Source organism: Catenovulum agarivorans YM01, from assembly GCF_000281085.1.
In the GTDB taxonomy this organism is placed as follows: Bacteria; Pseudomonadota; Gammaproteobacteria; order Enterobacterales; family Alteromonadaceae; genus Catenovulum; species Catenovulum agarivorans.
Genome location: NZ_JH767545.1, coordinates 16,597 through 33,564 on the forward strand (window position 1 = coordinate 16,597; position 16,968 = coordinate 33,564).

Consider the following 16,968-nt stretch of genomic DNA (forward strand, 5'->3'; position numbering starts at 1 on the left):
AAAAGGCGCGTACTGGTATACGCGCCTTTTTTGTTTTAAAAATGTTTAATTCTTAACCAAATTTTCACTTTGCCAGTTATAGAGTGTATTTCGAGGCCAATCATAAGGCTTCCACACTTACACTCATACAAAACAAAGGAAAATTTATGCTCAGCAAATTTATTAGTGCAAAACAATGCCTAGCTACGGCTGTTTTCGCGCTTAGTATAGGATTATCATCGCACACGCTCGCAGTTACACCAGCTTGGTTAAATGGCGACTCGCAAGCTATTTGGCAAATGTCACCTGGGGTCTACAAACAAGGTGATACTTGGTATGCGATTTTTCACGCACAGGCCAACGATACCAATGTAAAACTCTATGGCGCTTTTACTGGATGGGAAGGCGGTGCTGTCGCGTTAACGCCCACGCCAGATGGCAAATTCTGGTGGTTTAAGGGTACAGACAGTAGTTTTGCCAATGCACCGCAACATGGCGACGAATATCGCTTTCAAATTGAGCGAGATGGCCAGACCATCACAGTGCAAGATCCAGCAGCACGTTGGGTGACGGATTCAAATCTGTCTACTGGTATGTCAAAAATCTATCTGTCTGATCATTACCAGTGGCAAAGTAATAATTGGGACAGGCCACAACAGCATTACCTAAACATCTATCAATTACACCCATTACGTTTTACTAGTCGTAATAGTGGTAGCCCGTTTGCTCAAGTAACAGAAGAGTTAAACAACAATGGTTCCAACGATTACATCAGTGATTTAGGTGTGACTGCAATTGAGTTTTTACCTATCAGTGAATTTGCCGGAAATCTAAGTTGGGGTTATAACCCGTCATTTTTTTATGCAATAGAGTCGTCATTTGGTGGGCCAGATGCACTGAAAGCTCTAGTTGATGAAGCGCATAAAAATGGCATTGCGGTGATCCTTGATTTGGAATACAACCATGTGGCGATAGGCGACAATATTTTGTGGCAAGTCAATAACCAAACTTATCTGGATGGTGATACTGTTTGGGGCGGCTTAGTCAATTTTGATAATGATGTCGCAAAACACTTTTTTATTGAGAATGCCAAATATTTAGCCAAAGAGTTTAGAATTGACGGTTTCCGTTTTGATTCGACTAATACAATCCACAATGTGGATAGTGCAAATGTCACAGTGCAGGGCAGTGGTGGCGGTTGGCAGTTTTTACGTGAATTATATGGTTCAGTAAAAGCAGTTGATAATGACATTTGGTTTACCGGTGAAGAATTGCCAGATTGGTGGGGATTAACTTCAGATGATGCCGGTAGCTCTATTGCGGGTAGTAATCATGGGCCGATGGATAGCCAATGGGTTGATACTTTTTACCATGATTTTAAAGCTGTGCTTAAAGGTGATCATTTAGACCGCTTGTTTAATGTTTGGGGCGAATTCGGCGACGGTTGGCAAGATGCCACAGTGTTTGCCTCGTCACACGATACAGTTGGCAATGTTGATGAGCGTATCGCAAAAGTTGCTAGAGACGGCAAAGGTTGGGAAATGAACCAAATTTCACTTGCTGGCACAATTTTAGCCCGCGGCACACCTATGGTATTTATGGGCCAAGAAGCTGGTGAAACCACTCAATTTCATATCGATTGGTGGGATGACAGGCTCGATCTTAATAACTACACAACTGACATTGCTCGTAAAAAAATTGTCGACTGGTATAAAAAACTCAATGAGATTCGTCGTAACGATGAAATTTCACTCGCCACTGGCACTAGCTGGGTAACCCATATTCACAATGATAATGGTGTTGCGGCCTTTGTCCGCGATAATGGTAAATATGTGGTTGTGATGAATTTCCGCGGTACAACTTGGTTTGATTACGATATTGGCGTATCAGGCAAGTATATTGAGCTTGCCAACACTAGCTGGCCTGTTTACAACTTAGATAATGTCACTTTTGCTAGCCGTGGTGGCGAACAATCATATGAGATAACCAATGTACATATTCCAGCTTATGGTACTGTGGTATTAATGCGTGATGACACAGCAGCACCTTTGCCGAGTGTTGAATTTAGCTGTGATAATGCAACGACAGTGATGGGACAAAATGTTTATGCTGTGGGTGGTATCGCAGAATTAGGCAATTGGGATGTCAATCAAGCATTTGCATTGCAGCCCACAAGTTACCCAACTTGGACAGCAAGATTAGATAATTTACCGGCAAATACAAATTTTGAATGGAAATGTATCAAACGTGATCTTGGTGAAGTTGAGTGGCAGCCTGGCAATAATAATGTGGTTAATACACCAACTACAGGAGTTGTGGCTAGTAGCGGTTCTTTCTAGCGTTCATCTCTAATTAATCTATACTTGTTAAGGCACTTAAGTTATTGAAGTAGGCTTAAGTGTCTTTTTAGCTATTTAGTAGTAAAAAATGACTAAAGAGCTTTAAATTAATAGCTCTTTGTTGCATTATTGTTAAGTCTCATTTTGGCGTTTTATCTTAAGGTGTTATTGAATGCGTATACTTAAACAAGCTGTAGTTGTATCCAGTTTTACTTTGTGTTGTTTATTTTCTTTATTTACCCACGCCGAAACGATAATTCACTTGGATGTTGCTGAAGCCAAAGATAAGTATCACGTCGATTTACTCAAGTTTTTGTTCAGAAACGACAGCAACTATAAATTTCAGCCTTATCCACAAGACATAGCCTATGGTCGCCAGCATACTGAAATTGACGCAGGTAATTTAAGTGTTGCTGCATTTGGTACTTCGTCAGAACTTGAACAGCGAGTTCGTCCTATTCGTATCCCTATTTTGAAAGGTTTATTGGGGCATAGAATTTTTATTATCCGCAAAGGTGAAGAAAGCCGTTTTGCCAATATTAATAACATGCAAGATTTATTGGAATTTAAGGCTGGGCAGGGTAGAACTTGGGCTGACACAGCCGTTTTAGAGAATGCCGGTATCAATACCATTACGACAGTAAAATACGACAACTTATTTTATATGTTAGATGGTGATAGGTTCGATTATTTTCCGCGTGCAGTACACGAACCTTTTTCGGAAGTTGCAACTAGACCACATCTAAACTTAACCGTTGAAAAAAATGTGATGTTAGTTTATCCATTAGCTTTATACTTATTTGTTGCTAATGACAATGTTAAGTTAGCGAATGCGATTGAAGAACGCTTTGAAGCGGCAATTGCAGATGGTTCATTTGACGAGTTCTTTTTTAATCATCCACTTATTCAAGATGTATTGCAGAGTGTGAGAATTCAAGATCGTAAGATTATTCGAATTTCTAATCCGAATATGCCTGCGAAAACGCCATTGGATAGAAAAGAATTATGGTTTGATATCAATAATATGGAATTGGTAAAGACCAACTACTAATTATATAGTTAGGCACTGTACTTAGTGCCTAACTTATAACCACTCAACTATTGTTGAGCTGCTAAAAACTCTTCGTAACTACCACTAAAATCTTTATAGCCATTGTCGTTAAGTTCAATGACACGTGTAGCCAAACTAGAGACAAATTCGCGGTCGTGGCTGACGAAAATCAAAGTACCTTCGTATTTTTCAAGGGCAATGTTTAACGACTCAATTGATTCCATATCCAAGTGATTGGTTGGTTCGTCCATAATTAAAATGTTTGGTTTGTGCATCATAATTTTGCCGAACAACAAACGACCTTGTTCACCACCAGAGCAAACTTTAACCGATTTTTTAATATCGTCTTGTGAGAACAATAAACGGCCTAAATAACCACGAACAACTTGATCATCATCACCTTCTTGACGCCATTGGCTCATCCATTCGAATAAGGACAAATCTTCTTCAAATTCATGGGCATGGTCTTGCGCGTAATAACCTATATTGACGTTTTCCGACCATTTAATCATGCCTGAATCAGCTTCAAGTTCACCCATTAATGAACGTAAAAAGGTAGTTTTACCTATACCATTGGCACCGATAACCGCAATTTTTTCGCCAACTTCAGCCAGTAAAGAAATGTTCTTGAGAATCTTTTTATCGTCAAAACTTTTGTTTAAGTTTTCAATTTCTAACGCATTACGGAACAATTGTTTTTCTTGTTCAAAGCGAATAAACGGGTTTACTCGGCTCGACGCTTTTACTTCTGAAAGCTGTATTTTGTCAATTTGACGTGCACGAGAGGTTGCTTGTTTCGCTTTAGAAGCATTCGCCGAGAAGCGCGCTACGAATTCTTTTAGTTCAGTTATTTGTGCTGCTTTTTTCGCATTGTCCGCTAATAACTGGGCACGAGCCTGTGTTGCTGCAAGCATATATTCATCGTAGTTGCCTGGATAAACACGTAACTCACCATAATCTAAATCGGCCATGTGGGTACAAACCGTATTTAAGAAGTGACGATCATGCGAGATGATAATCATGGTTGATTCACGTTGGTTGAGTGTTTGTTCTAACCAACGAATTGTGTCTATATCCAAGTTATTGGTTGGCTCGTCGAGTAACAAAATATCAGGATCTGAAAACAGCGCTTGGGCTAATAACACACGTAATTTGTAACCCGGGGCAACTTCACTCATCGGTCCATAATGCAAAGAAACATCAATACCTACGCCAATTAATAGCTCTCCTGCACGACTTTCTGCACTGTAGCCATCCATTTCCGCGTATTCAGTTTCTAAGTCGGCTACACGCATGCCGTCTTCTTCGGTCATTTCTGCTTTGGCATAAATAGCATCACGCTCTTCTTTAATTTTCCAAAGTTCACCATGACCCATAACAACAGTGTCAATAACACTGTATTTTTCAAAAGCAAATTGATCCTGACGTAACTTACCAATGCGCTCGCCTGTATCTAGGCTGATGTTGCCAGCGGAAGGCTCTAAATCACGACCTAAAATTTTCATAAATGTGGATTTACCACAGCCATTTGCACCAATTAGACCATAGCGGTTACCACCACCAAATTTATGTGAAATATTCTCAAAAAGTGGCTTAGCACCAAACTGCTGAGTGATGTTATTTGCAATTAACACTATTACTTCTTACTCGTAAAATAAAATTGCGCATAGTTTACGTGGAAATAACTGGCGCGTCAGCTTTAATGCAAAGGATATTTTTTATGGGCATTCTCTATGCTTAATGATGATGTGCGTGTTGTTTATCAAGTGGTTGACTACTGTAGTTATGTAATACCAATTGAGGTTCATCTAAATTTAAAAACACTGAGCTAACAATAAACTGCTCTTGGTAGACCCAGTTTTGATGTTTGTGGCTATTAAGAGATACAGCTATTTGATTAACACCTTGTTTAAGCGCGCTAGCTGGTATATGAAAGTCTGCTGCGTAGGCACGCAGGTATTTATTGCCATTAATAAATACATGAGCGTGTCCTTGTAATATGTCATCCTGTGCATAGTCTAAGTCGGTGTTGTCTGCATTGGGTGCATTTAAAATATAGTTATCTAAATTTAGATGTATGTTTATGCCATCCATTGGATCGCGCGTAATCAATAATTCAATTTTCGGGATCTTGTTGGTTGGCACAACTTGCATTGAGTGTTGGTGCACTTCTTTGGCATTTACTGCCGCGAGCAAGAGTGCACCAATAAAAATAATCGCAAAGGTTAAAAGTCGTTGTAAAGATTGCATAGTCATTTAGTCATTCTCCTTGTTTTATCGACGTGAGCCACTTGGTGGACCCATAGTCCCAGCGGTTCGACAGCTGGCAACCGCATTGTCTTGCAACTTACCAGCAAATCTATCACCGATAATGTAAGGAAATGCCGGCGAGAGTTTATTGTTATCGGTTGTTACTGTTATATGGTAGTGATAGCCACGCTGTGCATCTGAGTGACCATTGTATTGGTCTAGATAAGGTGAACCTTGTGCGGTTAAATTTGCATCCCAATAATAGTCTTGATGGTAAAAACCATTGTATGCAACCAGCAAATTACCCGATAAGGTGCGTACTGTTTCATCAAAACCTGGGCCTGAATTAACCGTTTCTGAGCCTTGGCTAACATCGTATTGATCAACCAATACACAGCTGCGACCTCCGTCTGAGCAACCTGTGGCTGAATTGGCAGCGTAATCTCTAGTTGTCCAACTGCTGATTGCGAGCACACCATCAGCTTCCCATGGGCCATAAATTGGATATCCATCCGCGGCATAACCATACAATGGTGAATGTCCGTCGGCGTTGTCGCCAACCATATCGGCTAAACAAGTTGAATAAAAATGGTGATGGTAGTCGCCATTGGCTGCATGGCCACCACAAATATCCACATCATATTGTTCAGCAACTGGCGCTAAAGTATTCCAGTCGCCTTCATTATTGTATGTTTGGCCATCTCCCCAGTTATAAACAGATGAACCATTTACCCATAAACCTACTTTGCCTAATCCGGAATCACAGTCTTGGTCGGTTACTTGAGGAGATTTAGGTAAGTAGACAGCGCGGGTATCTTGAGTTGGACATTCTGGCCCAGGAGGCCAATAGCCATAACCTTGATTATTTTGGCAATTTACATTGCTAGAATAGCCAAGATCTTGACCAAAATTGACTAGTTCTCCAACTGATACTTCAGGTTGGGCATTAACAAAATCTGAATTAGCTTTTGGCCGATTCGCCAGTGAATCGTAAATATCTTGGGTTATTTCAACTTGGTAGTCAGGCACACCCTCAGAAGTTACTAAGGTATAATCCATCCCGTTGTTTTGCACATCTTCGACGGATTGCACATTAACTAACACACCTTGACCTGTACTGCTGTCAATAATATGGACAGAGCGAGCATTGTTTTGATTTATTATCCAGCTGCTGTCTGATTGATTGCCATTGTCATTTGTGTTGTTATTGTCGCTCGGTTGTTCTACATCAACTCCGGTGTCGTCTTCGTCTAGATCTGTAGTTGTGGATACTTTACACCCAGTTAGTTGCAGGCTTGTTATAGCAATGCCCATCACTAAATATTTTGTTGTTATCTGCATACTTGCTCCTAAGTTAAAGCGAATATCAAAGCTCTAGGGCTATAGTCTATAAAGCAAATGTGCAGATTTAGTGCAGTTGTGGTGAGAATTTAGCGCAGCTGTGCTAGTTCTGAAATATGTGTCAGTAAGTAGTTTGGGTATATTTAGTTAAGTTTATAACCCACACCATAGATGGCTTGGATAGGCGAATCAGCTTTCTTGCTGGTAAGTTTGTGGCGCAAATTTTTCATATGACTGTCTATTGTTCTGTGGCTGACAATGCGGCCATCGTCGTAACAATTTGCCATTAAGCTGTCTCGGCTAAATACCACACCGGGTTTTGCCATTAAGGTTTTTAAAATTCTAAATTCCACTAAGGTTAGTTCGACTGCTTGATTGTCTAAATGGCAGCTAAACTTATCTGTATCTAAAACAATATTGGCATGTTCAAGTCGAGTACTTAGGCTATGTACTTGTTGCGCTTGTTGCACGCGACGTAAAATAATTTGTATGCGGGTTACTACTTCTCGTACCGAAAAGGGTTTACATACATAATCATCAGCGCCACTTTCTAAACCTATTAAGCGGTCAATTTCATCAATACGTGCGGTTAACATTAAAATAGGCACATCAGAGCTTTTTCTAACCGTTTTGCATATGCTTAAACCATCAACATTGGGTAACATTCTATCCAAAATAACCGCGGCTGGTTTTAAGGTTAAAATACTGTCGATGGCATCGGCTCCATCCAGCAGAATTTGTGAGTCGAAACCTTCCACTTTTAAATAATCTGCAAGTAGTTGTGCAATTTTAACTTCATCTTCAACGATTAATATCAGTTTATTGTTCGACATAACTTAACTCCCTGAGCGAATTGGTAATTGCACGGTAATTTTTACGCCTCCGAGTTCAGAGGCAGACGCTGTGATTTGCCCTCTATGTGCTGCAACAATTTGTTGGCAAATGGTTAAGCCTAGCCCAGCACCTTTGCCGGCTCGACTTCGAGATTGATCTTCTTGAAACAGTGGTTCAAATACATTGTGATAATTGTTGTTGTCAATGGCGGGGGCACTGTCTTCAACGTCAATTTGCACAAAATTTTGTGCTTTGCTGACGGTAATTTTAATCAGCCCTGGCGCATTTGTATATTTAACTGAGTTGGTGATTAAATTTGCGATTAACTGTGCGATGCGCTGTTCATCGGCAACCAAGCTAACAGATTTGGGGCTGAATAACTCTATGGTTAATTTCGCTTGCTCTATGTTGGCGGCGTTTAATCCTATTTGTTGCTCGATAATTTTAACGAGATCTGTTGTGGCAAATTGATATCTGAGTCCACCTATATCAGCTAAAGATAATTGATATAAATCTTCCACTAGATGGTGTAGCCGATGAACTTCTTGTTCTAACGAATCTAATTGTTGTTCATCCATTTGGCGTACACCCGCTTTAACCAGCTCAATTTCTCCGGCAAGAATAGACAAGGGGGTGCGTAATTCATGTGAAATATCAGCCAACCAACGGTTTTTGCTTGTGCGATTTTTATCTAGCGTGTCTGCCAAATGATCTAGCTGTTTATTCAGTTCACCAAACTCATCTTGATGATATTTGGCTTTGGTTATTTTGAAGTTACCACTTGCGAGTTGGTTTATCTTAGCTAACAGCTGTCGAATAGGTGATAACATTTTTGGAATGGCGACGACAACCAAGAGTATTGTCAGTAACAAGCTGACAATTGCTATGATGGCAAAGTTGTGCAGTTGTTGGCGGACAAATAAATCAGTCACAGCATCTTTTGGAACTTCTGGTATCCAACTGTGTAAATAACCTATGATCTGTTGCTGATCTTTCAGTGATATTTGCACGCGTAAACGATCGTCCGCTGGGTATTCTGTACCCACAACTAACTTGCCGCTAGCATCAAATAACGCTATGGGGGCACCCCTTTGAGTTTGTGTTGAGGCTGAGTGCCTTGCAGGTCTTAGGTGATGAGGTCGTTGACCTGCGGGTGGATGTCTTCTATGCCGTGGTCGCATAGGTTGTAGCAAATCATGTTGAGATAAATGACTCACGTTTATTTGTGACCAGTCTTGGTTTTGTTGGTAAATAGGAACCAACCTTTGTGCAAGATTACGCAATTTTTGTTTTTCTTGATTTTGAATAAATTCGACAAAGCCAGATTTAAAACTAAGTGCAGCCAAGATTAACGAAGCCGTGAGGATAATGGTAATTAAGCTGAATAAAATCAAAAATAGCTTGTGCGACAATTTCATAATCAGTGGGTTTGAGCCTAGTATTATGGTTAATTTATACCAGTCGGCTACGGCTGACTAGTTTGTCGGTGCAAGTTAGCGGTATTTTGCCAAATGTCTGCACAAGTTCTGCACATTGTGTCCGTTCGTTTATTAATTTCACTTTATTATGCTGAATATATTTATTTATAAGTCATATATTTTGTCAACTTGGCGTATATTCTATACCCAATTTAACCATGAACGAGCTTAATTATGACAATAACAATAGATACTAACCTAGCAGCGCAAACTTTATTAGCGCGCCGTCAACCAGAACAAAAATTTGATACTTTACCTGTAGATGCTCGCCCGTATGATATTGAATCGGCCGTGGCAGTTCAGCTACAAATGATAAAACAAAAACAAGGTGAAGTGGCTGGCTGGAAATGTTTAATGCCTCCAGCAGAAGACAAAGTGGTGATTGCACCTATTTTTGCTGATAGTTTTTATACAGGTTCACAAGCTAAATTGATGCCGGAAAACGGTAAAGCACGTATTGAACCTGAAATTGCCTTTGTATTGGCAGAAGATTTAACGGCAAAAGAGGGTGGTTATAGCGAAAGTGAGATATATGCCGCTATTGCTAGCTGTCATATGGCATTGGAGTTAATGCAAGCGCGTTATCAAGATGGTAGCCAAGCTGAATTTTTTGAACGTTTGGCGGATTGTTTAACCAACCAAGGTTTATTTTTAGGCCCTGAAATAGACAAACAAACCGCTTTTAACACTGCCACTATTGATATTGCTGTAACCCAGAATCAACAAACCGAGCAATATCAAGGCAAACATCCAAACAAGTTGGCCTCTGCTCCTTTATTGTGGTTTATCAATTTCGCATTAGCAAATGGTTATCAGCTTAAAAAAGGTCAAGCTATTATCACAGGTTCGTTTGCAGGTGTTATAGAATTAGACTTTGCGTCTGCTGATGTTAGCTATGCTGGTTTAGGTCAGTATTCGGTTGATTTAATTAGCTAATCTCTAATTTATTCCAAATAATTCAGTTCTAAACACCTCAGTCTGATAACTGGGGTGTTCATTAATTTGCCAATTCAACTAAGTTATTGTTGACTTTTTGTTCATTATTAATAAATAATGACAGCGTTGTCATTTGTGGTGGGTGAATATATGAACAGCTTAAAAGCAAAAACTATCGCGTTAGTCTCAGCTATTTTGGTTGGATTGTTACTAATGACTTATGTTGCATTATCAGCGTTAAAGATAGCCAGTGATGCAGATAATAAATCTAGGGTAGGACAGCTGTTTAAATCGACTTATAGTACAGTCGTAAGCTTAGAAAAATTACAGCAAAGAGGCGTGTTAACTTTGGTTGAAGCACAAGATATCGCGACTCAATTGTTACGTAATAATATCTATCATCAATCTGAATACGTTTATGTCGTAGATCATCAATTGAACTTTATTGCTGCACCACTTGATCCTCAACTGCACGATACATCATTTCACGAGTTTAAAGACAGCCAAGGTCAGAGTGTGGGTCAGGTTATGTTAGACGCGCTGGCACAAAATTCATCTGAATATGAGCGAGCTGAATACAATTGGCAACAATTGAAAGATGACGGCAGCATTGAAAATAAATTATCTGTTGTGCAAAAGTCACCTGTGTGGGGCTGGTACATTGGGACTGGCATAGGCTTTGATGAAGTGAATCAAAGATTTTGGAATACTGCTAGCTGGTTATTAACTATTTGTTTAGCCTTGGTCTTAGTATTAGCCGGAGCTCTTATCTGGACATTTAGAAGCCTACTTGCGCTTATTGGCGGCGAGCCTAAAGCAGTGTTTAGCCAAGTTCATTCAGTATCTAACGGTAATTTATATGAGCAAGCAGATGAACAGTCGTGCTCTGAGCGAGATTCGATTTTAGCTGCCACCTATTTTATGAAAGCAAAATTGCGAAATATGGTGGAAAATTTACAACGTTTAGCTGCAAGTTTAGCAAGCCAAACACAAGATTCAGAGATCCGAAGCAAGCAGATTGAATTATCCGTCAATGCTCAACAGCAACAAATTGACATGGTGGTGACGGCTATTACCCAAATGTCAGCAACTTCTGAAAGTGTTGCTGAAAACACCAATCAAGCAGCAGAAGCCGCTAATTTAGCCAGTGAGCAAAGTGATTTGGTTATTAATATTGTGGCCAATAGCGTTAATAAAATGCAGGCGTTAACTCAGCAATTACAAGCCAGCGATGAGGTCGTAAATAAGTTAGGTCAAGATGTGCAGAGCATAGGAGTTGTGTTGGATGTTATTCGTGAAATAGCCGAACAAACTAATTTATTAGCGCTAAATGCTGCGATAGAAGCCGCTAGAGCGGGTGAAGATGGTCGTGGTTTTGCTGTGGTTGCCGATGAAGTCAGGCATTTAGCCAAACGCACGCAGGATAGCACTAGCGAAATTCAAACCATGATAGATACCTTAAGACAAGGCGCTAAAAGTGGTGTGGCGTCTATGCAGGCTTGTATTGTGGCAGCAGATGATGCGGTTAATACTGTTTCTGAAACCCATTTGTCGTTACAGGGCATTGCCAAGGCGGTTGACACCATTAATCAAATGAACAACCAAATAGCATCCGCAGCTGAGGAACAAAGTATTGTCTGTGATGATATTATGAACAGTGTGCACAAGATTGCTGATACAGCACAAGAAGTTACACTGGCATCACATGAAAACCAAAGTGCCACACAAGAATTAGTAGGTTTAACCAGCGAAGTAAAAAATAGTCTAGACTTTTTTAACCGTTAAGCTCAGATGTTCGCTTTACTGCTGTTTTGGACTCGTTCGTTGCAAAATTGTGGCTATAACGATTAAGTCATACGTTTATGTCAGTTAACTACTTAAACGTATGACAAGTTCAGATGGTAAAATGGTATTTTGCTCTGTATTTCCGGCTAATAGCTGTACTGCAGCGACTTTACCTTTTTCTCTGCTGCGTTGACACACGGTTGTTAGTGGGGGAGTAACACGCGAAGCTTCTGGGATATCATCAAAACCAACAATCTTGATGATATTCGGCACGTCTAGGTTTAACTCTCTGGCAACCGCCATCGCAGCGATAGCTATGGTATCACTCATACAAATTACCGCATCGGGCATCGGCAGAGACGTAAGCGCCTCGTGTGCAGCCTGATAGGCAAGCTGATAATTGTTCTCAGGGATATGCCAAATTCTATTTGGTGAAATATCTAGATCGTTATTTTTAGCAGCGGCCAAATACCCATTCAGTCGTCGTCGTGAGATAGAGTGAGATTCTTGCAGTAATTCAGCTTGGGTAATTCTACACACTCTGTCGCTAGAGATAAGTTTTAAACCTAAAATAGCGGGTTGTAACGGTTCACTGAGAAATACATGGCTAGCGATGTCGTAAGCTGCTTGATAATTATCAATGTTGATAGAAGGGTAACCTTCAATATCAATATCAACAGTTATACAGGGTTTTCCTTGTTGAATAACACGTTCAAATAGTGGATTTCGCTCTTGGCTACCGTAAATGATAAAGCCATCTGGTAAAGCTTCAATGCCAGAAGTATTCGTATTGTTAGATGAACTAGATAGTAACAATAGTTGTTTGTTGTTCTTTTCTAAAACTTCACTTATGCCTTGTAAAAATTGATTGGCGACAGGATCGGTAAAGTGGTACGAAAGTGCGTCAGATAATAAAACACCAATTACTCCTGACTCTCCTTTGCGCAGAGTCCGTGCCGTTATGTTGGGACCATGGTAACCTATACGTTTGCACTCAGACAGAATACGCTCACGCAGCGACGCAGACAGCTGGTCTGGTCGATTAAATGCATTAGATATAGTAGCTGTCGAGCAATTTAGAACTTCGGCAACTTTTTTGAGTGTAAGTGGTTTGTTATTCTTATTCACATAAACGCCCAATATGTTAATAAAGACTGCCAATTCTAAAAGGTTTTAGTTGTTATTGAAAGGTCGATTATGACAATTTTTTAACTTTTTTCCATATATAAAACTTTTGCAAGGATCACTGGCAACCGCTAGAATTCACAAAAACTGACTTTAATAGAGAAGAAGATGCCGGTTAATCTACCTGAAATTGAATCAATGGACTTATATCCAGTCGCTGGTGTTAAGCTTGGTTGGGCACAAGGCCATATCAAAAAAGCAAATAGAAAAGATGTACTCATTATGGAGCTGTGCGAAGGCGCGAGTGTCGCAGGTGTTTTTACCTTAAATCGCTTTTGTGCTGCACCCGTCACTTTATGTCGGCAACATTTAGCTGGCAGTAAAGGTATTCGCGCTTTAGTTGTTAATACTGGTTGTGCTAATGCGGGGACGGGCGAGCAGGGGATGCAAGATGCCAAAAAAACTTGTCAGGCGGTAGCTGAATTATTGGGTGTGAGCCAACAAGCTGTGCTGCCTTTTTCAACAGGTGTTATTTTAGAAAATTTACCTATGGATAGATTATTGGCTGCGTTACCTAATGCGGTCAATAATTTAGCTGAAGATAATTGGAAAGACGCTGCTTATTCAATTATGACGACAGATGTTGCACCAAAAGCAGTTTCAGAGCAATTAAATATTGCAGGTAAACAAGTTGTGGTAACTGGTATTTCTAAAGGCGCGGGTATGATACACCCGAATATGGCGACCATGTTAGGTTATTTGGCAACAGATGCTGGTGTTGAACAATCGCTATTGACAGAAATCACCAAAGAAATTGCGGATTTATCTTTTAACTGTATTTCAGTTGATGGTGACACTTCGACAAATGATTCTTTTATTATTATTGCCAGTGGTCAAAGTGAAGTTCAATTCAATAGCCGAGAACAAGCCGGTTTTGCTGAGCTTTATCATTCGTTGTTAGCGAGTGCACAAAAATTAGCTCAGGCCATTGTTCGAGATGGCGAAGGTGCAACTAAATTTATGTCAGTGAGTGTGCATGGTGCTAAAACAATGGCTGAAGCAAAGGCTGTTGGGTTTGCAATCGGAAAGAGTCCGTTAGTTAAAACTGCATTTTTTGCTTCCGATCCTAACTTAGGTCGAATACTAGCGGCAATTGGTTACGCTGCTCGCGAATGTGATTCGCTGAACGATTTAGATACTAATTTAATTGATTTGTACTTAGGTGATGTACTAGTTGCTGATAAAGGTGGATTAGCCAAAAGTTATAAAGAAGCTGATGGCCAAGCAATTATGAACCAACAAGAAATTGATATGACGGTTAAATTAAATCGTGGTGACGTGAATGTAACCATTTGGACTTGCGATTTTAGTTATGAATATGTGCGAATAAACGCAGATTATCGCTCGTAATATGCATAAACAACAAAAGGCAGGGGAAACCTGCCTTCTCGTTTGGCGCTATTCAGTTTCTTCAATATACAGAGTTTGCTTGAGGGCAAACAATGGAAAAGATACTAAATGCACCAATATTAGCCCAATCCATAGCCCCGTCTAGATCATTTTTATTGTAGCCTAGTATTTCCACAAGTTGGCTAGGTAACATTTTATCCATATCAAATTGGTCAGGAAAGACACTGACCAAACCTAATCTACAAGATAAATACATAAGTTGGCTTTCTAATGAGCTACCAATATTATGTTGGTTTAAAATTAGGTTAACCATGTGATTTGGTAGCCGCCAATGCTTAAATAGCATGGCTCCTAAAGTCGCATAGTCAAACCCCAGCACCTCTTGCTGAACTAAATGAAGCGGTTGATTACTGGTGATCTGTTCACATGTTGTCGCCGCTGTTGGGTTAACCTGGGCAACTATAAGCTCTCCAACGTTATGCAATAACCCAGTGACAAATAAACTGTCTGCTTTTTTAATGCGTTCTTTTTTCGCGAATCGTTTATATATTAATGCGGTATTAATGCTAGTGCGCCAATGCCTGTCTAAATCTATTGCGGATGCATCTAATTTGGCTAAAGCGGCTGAAGTACCGGTAGCTAATACTAAGTTGTAAACTGCGTCAGCACCTAACAAGGTAACCGCTTTGCTTACAGTTTCTACCTGACTACTAAAGTTATATAGAGCACTATTGGCTAACTTAAGTACATGTCCAGTGATAATAGGGTCGAAAGACAAAACTTCAGCTATATCATCCATGGTTGAACTGTCGTCTTCAATGAGCTCTTGTATTCTGTGGCAGGTATCAGGTAAAGCGCAGGTTCTTCCAGCTTTGGCAATATACTCTTCTATTTTCATAACCGTCTTCTCTGTATATGAGCGACGTCCTATCGATCTAATAATGACTGGGAATTTGCCAATATGACATTGGCTTACATAAACTATAGGCGAATTCTGAACTAAAAAGCGATTAATTTCTACAAGATTGTTACTTTTTTGTAGCAAGCTTCACAATAAAACAAATTAGAGGAGGCAGTTTCTGCTGCTCTCCTCAGCATTGATATTAACAAGTTATTGGCTAATCATCATCTGTGTCGAAGCGTCTAAAGGTGTATGCTAAACGGTTGCCTGCAACATCATAGATATAGGGTGACACGCTGACGTACAAATAGTAGATGGTGTCTGGTTGCAATGAACTTGTCGGTTGAAAACTTAGTGTCATTTTATCTGCGGAGACAATTACACTGCCAGCAACTTTACTGCCGTTATTGTCTGCTACATAGAAGGTTTGGTTGTTTATTGAAGTCGGATCTAATACTTCGGATACAGTAATTTCAGGGACAAAATCACTACTCACCACTTGGGAGTTTGTGTAGTTGAAGCTAACGACAGTTGGCGTTGAGATATCCATAGTACTTTGGGTCACAAAATTGATATCAACCGGCGTTGCGGCTGTTTCATTGCTGCTGATATCACTCACGTTGGTTAAGGTTAACTGGTAGCTGGCATTTGCTTGCAGAACTGTTTGAGGTTTTACAACAACTACTTTACGTTCATTCAAATAGCTTAGAGTTACAGGAACTTTAGTTCCAGAAGAGTGCATAAGTTCTACTTCACTCGGTGCAATGTAAGATACAGCTTCGTCAAACTCAATTCTAAACATACTATTGATAGCTACGCCAATTTGTCCGTTGGCAATAGATGTATTCACTACAGTAGGTGCTGAAACATCAGGGCTAAAGCCTGTAGTAAAGCTATAATTTAAGGTGCTGCCAGTATTGCCACTCGTATCTTTGATACCTGCTACATATAAAGCGTAACGCGTGCCAGCATCCATAGCTTGCATAGGGGTAATACTCAGCCTACTATTTTGCTCTGAGTGACTCACACTTATGTCAGCGTACTCACCAGTCGCGTAGTTATATAAGTAGTGATTGCTGGTGTGTAAATTAACAGAGTCAATTGCTTCGGAATAAACCAGCCCAAAAGTGGCATTTGTCGCAATATTTTCTTGGTCGTTGATTATATTGACATCGAGCAATTGCGGATGACTTAAGTCGTGCGTAGCTGAGGTTGAGAAGCTAACAGTATGTGAAGCAACAGCATTACCAGCATGATCTTGCAGGTTGTTGAGTGTCTCGGTTACATCACTATTCAATGCTAATGGCTGATGTTTTTGATAAGTGACAAGGGTATTGTTCTCTTCAAACATGACTGCATGGTTATCCCATTGTGCTGTGGCGAACAATAAAGGATTGACACTTTCATCTAGTTTTAACGAGTACTGAGGATTAATTCCGATATTTGTTAAACCATCAGCTGGACTAAAATGAGTGATTGAAGGGGCCACGTCATCATTGGCAGCTTGTTGTGCTGTCGTGTAGTAGCTATTGGCTGCCG

General features: G+C 40.1%; 13 protein-coding genes. 5 read left to right on the forward strand and 8 right to left on the reverse strand.

Going from position 1 to position 16,968, the window contains the following annotated elements:
- Positions 1–146: 146 nt before the first annotated feature.
- Positions 147–2,318 carry a carbohydrate-binding module family 20 domain-containing protein gene (locus tag WSC_RS0120755; protein WP_016957884.1) on the forward strand — a complete coding sequence of 724 codons (2,172 nt, stop codon included), beginning with the start codon at positions 147–149 and terminating at the stop codon, positions 2,316–2,318.
- A gap of 172 nt (positions 2,319–2,490) precedes the next feature.
- On the forward strand, positions 2,491–3,369 hold the full coding sequence (locus WSC_RS0120760; protein WP_016957885.1) for a hypothetical protein: 879 nt from the start codon (positions 2,491–2,493) through the stop codon (positions 3,367–3,369).
- Positions 3,370–3,416: 47 nt separating this feature from the next.
- Here the strand turns inward: WSC_RS0120760 and WSC_RS0120765 are convergent, their stop codons facing one another.
- The 5 genes from WSC_RS0120765 to WSC_RS23650 all read right to left on the reverse strand — a co-directional run bounded on the left by WSC_RS0120765 (position 3,417) and on the right by WSC_RS23650 (position 9,212).
- Positions 3,417–5,003: an ABC-F family ATPase gene (locus WSC_RS0120765; protein ID WP_016957886.1), complete on the reverse strand. Its 1,587-nt coding sequence runs from the start codon at positions 5,001–5,003 to the stop codon at positions 3,417–3,419.
- A 103-nt stretch (positions 5,004–5,106) separates the two neighbouring features.
- Positions 5,107–5,625 (reverse strand): hypothetical protein, encoded by a 519-nt coding sequence (locus WSC_RS0120770; protein ID WP_016957887.1) that lies wholly within the window; start codon positions 5,623–5,625, stop codon positions 5,107–5,109.
- 18 nt (positions 5,626–5,643) lie between these two features.
- Complete coding sequence (locus WSC_RS0120775; protein WP_016957888.1) at positions 5,644–6,960, reverse strand: YHYH protein; 1,317 nt, start codon at positions 6,958–6,960, stop codon at positions 5,644–5,646.
- Between the two features lie 143 nt (positions 6,961–7,103).
- Entirely contained in the window at positions 7,104–7,793 is a 690-nt protein-coding gene (locus tag WSC_RS0120780) for a response regulator (RefSeq protein ID WP_016957889.1), read from the reverse strand.
- Between the two features lie 3 nt (positions 7,794–7,796).
- Positions 7,797–9,212, reverse strand: coding sequence for an ATP-binding protein (locus WSC_RS23650; protein WP_016957890.1), 1,416 nt, complete (start codon positions 9,210–9,212; stop codon positions 7,797–7,799).
- A gap of 234 nt (positions 9,213–9,446) precedes the next feature.
- Between WSC_RS23650 and WSC_RS0120790 the strand changes: the two genes are divergently transcribed.
- Together WSC_RS0120790 and WSC_RS0120795 are read left to right on the forward strand one after the other, a co-directional pair.
- A complete protein-coding gene (locus tag WSC_RS0120790) occupies positions 9,447–10,208 on the forward strand; it encodes a hypothetical protein (RefSeq protein ID WP_016957891.1) in 762 nt (253 codons plus the stop codon).
- A gap of 150 nt (positions 10,209–10,358) precedes the next feature.
- Entirely contained in the window at positions 10,359–11,993 is a 1,635-nt protein-coding gene (locus tag WSC_RS0120795) for a methyl-accepting chemotaxis protein (RefSeq protein WP_016957892.1), read from the forward strand.
- A gap of 84 nt (positions 11,994–12,077) precedes the next feature.
- Here WSC_RS0120795 and WSC_RS0120800 read toward each other — a convergent pair whose 3' ends face one another.
- Positions 12,078–13,121, reverse strand: coding sequence for a LacI family DNA-binding transcriptional regulator (locus WSC_RS0120800; protein ID WP_016957893.1), 1,044 nt, complete (start codon positions 13,119–13,121; stop codon positions 12,078–12,080).
- Between the two features lie 165 nt (positions 13,122–13,286).
- On the opposite strand from WSC_RS0120800, the gene argJ reads away from it, so the two are divergent.
- Positions 13,287–14,528: a bifunctional glutamate N-acetyltransferase/amino-acid acetyltransferase ArgJ gene (argJ, locus tag WSC_RS0120805; RefSeq protein ID WP_016957894.1), complete on the forward strand. Its 1,242-nt coding sequence runs from the start codon at positions 13,287–13,289 to the stop codon at positions 14,526–14,528.
- A 61-nt stretch (positions 14,529–14,589) separates the two neighbouring features.
- Here the strand turns inward: argJ and WSC_RS0120810 are convergent, their stop codons facing one another.
- Both WSC_RS0120810 and WSC_RS23655 read right to left on the reverse strand, forming a co-directional pair.
- Positions 14,590–15,426, reverse strand: coding sequence for an HDOD domain-containing protein (locus tag WSC_RS0120810; protein WP_016957895.1), 837 nt, complete (start codon positions 15,424–15,426; stop codon positions 14,590–14,592).
- 220 nt (positions 15,427–15,646) lie between these two features.
- The coding region (locus WSC_RS23655) for an Ig-like domain-containing domain (protein ID WP_016957896.1) at positions 15,647–16,968 on the reverse strand (1,322 nt) is incomplete at its 5' end.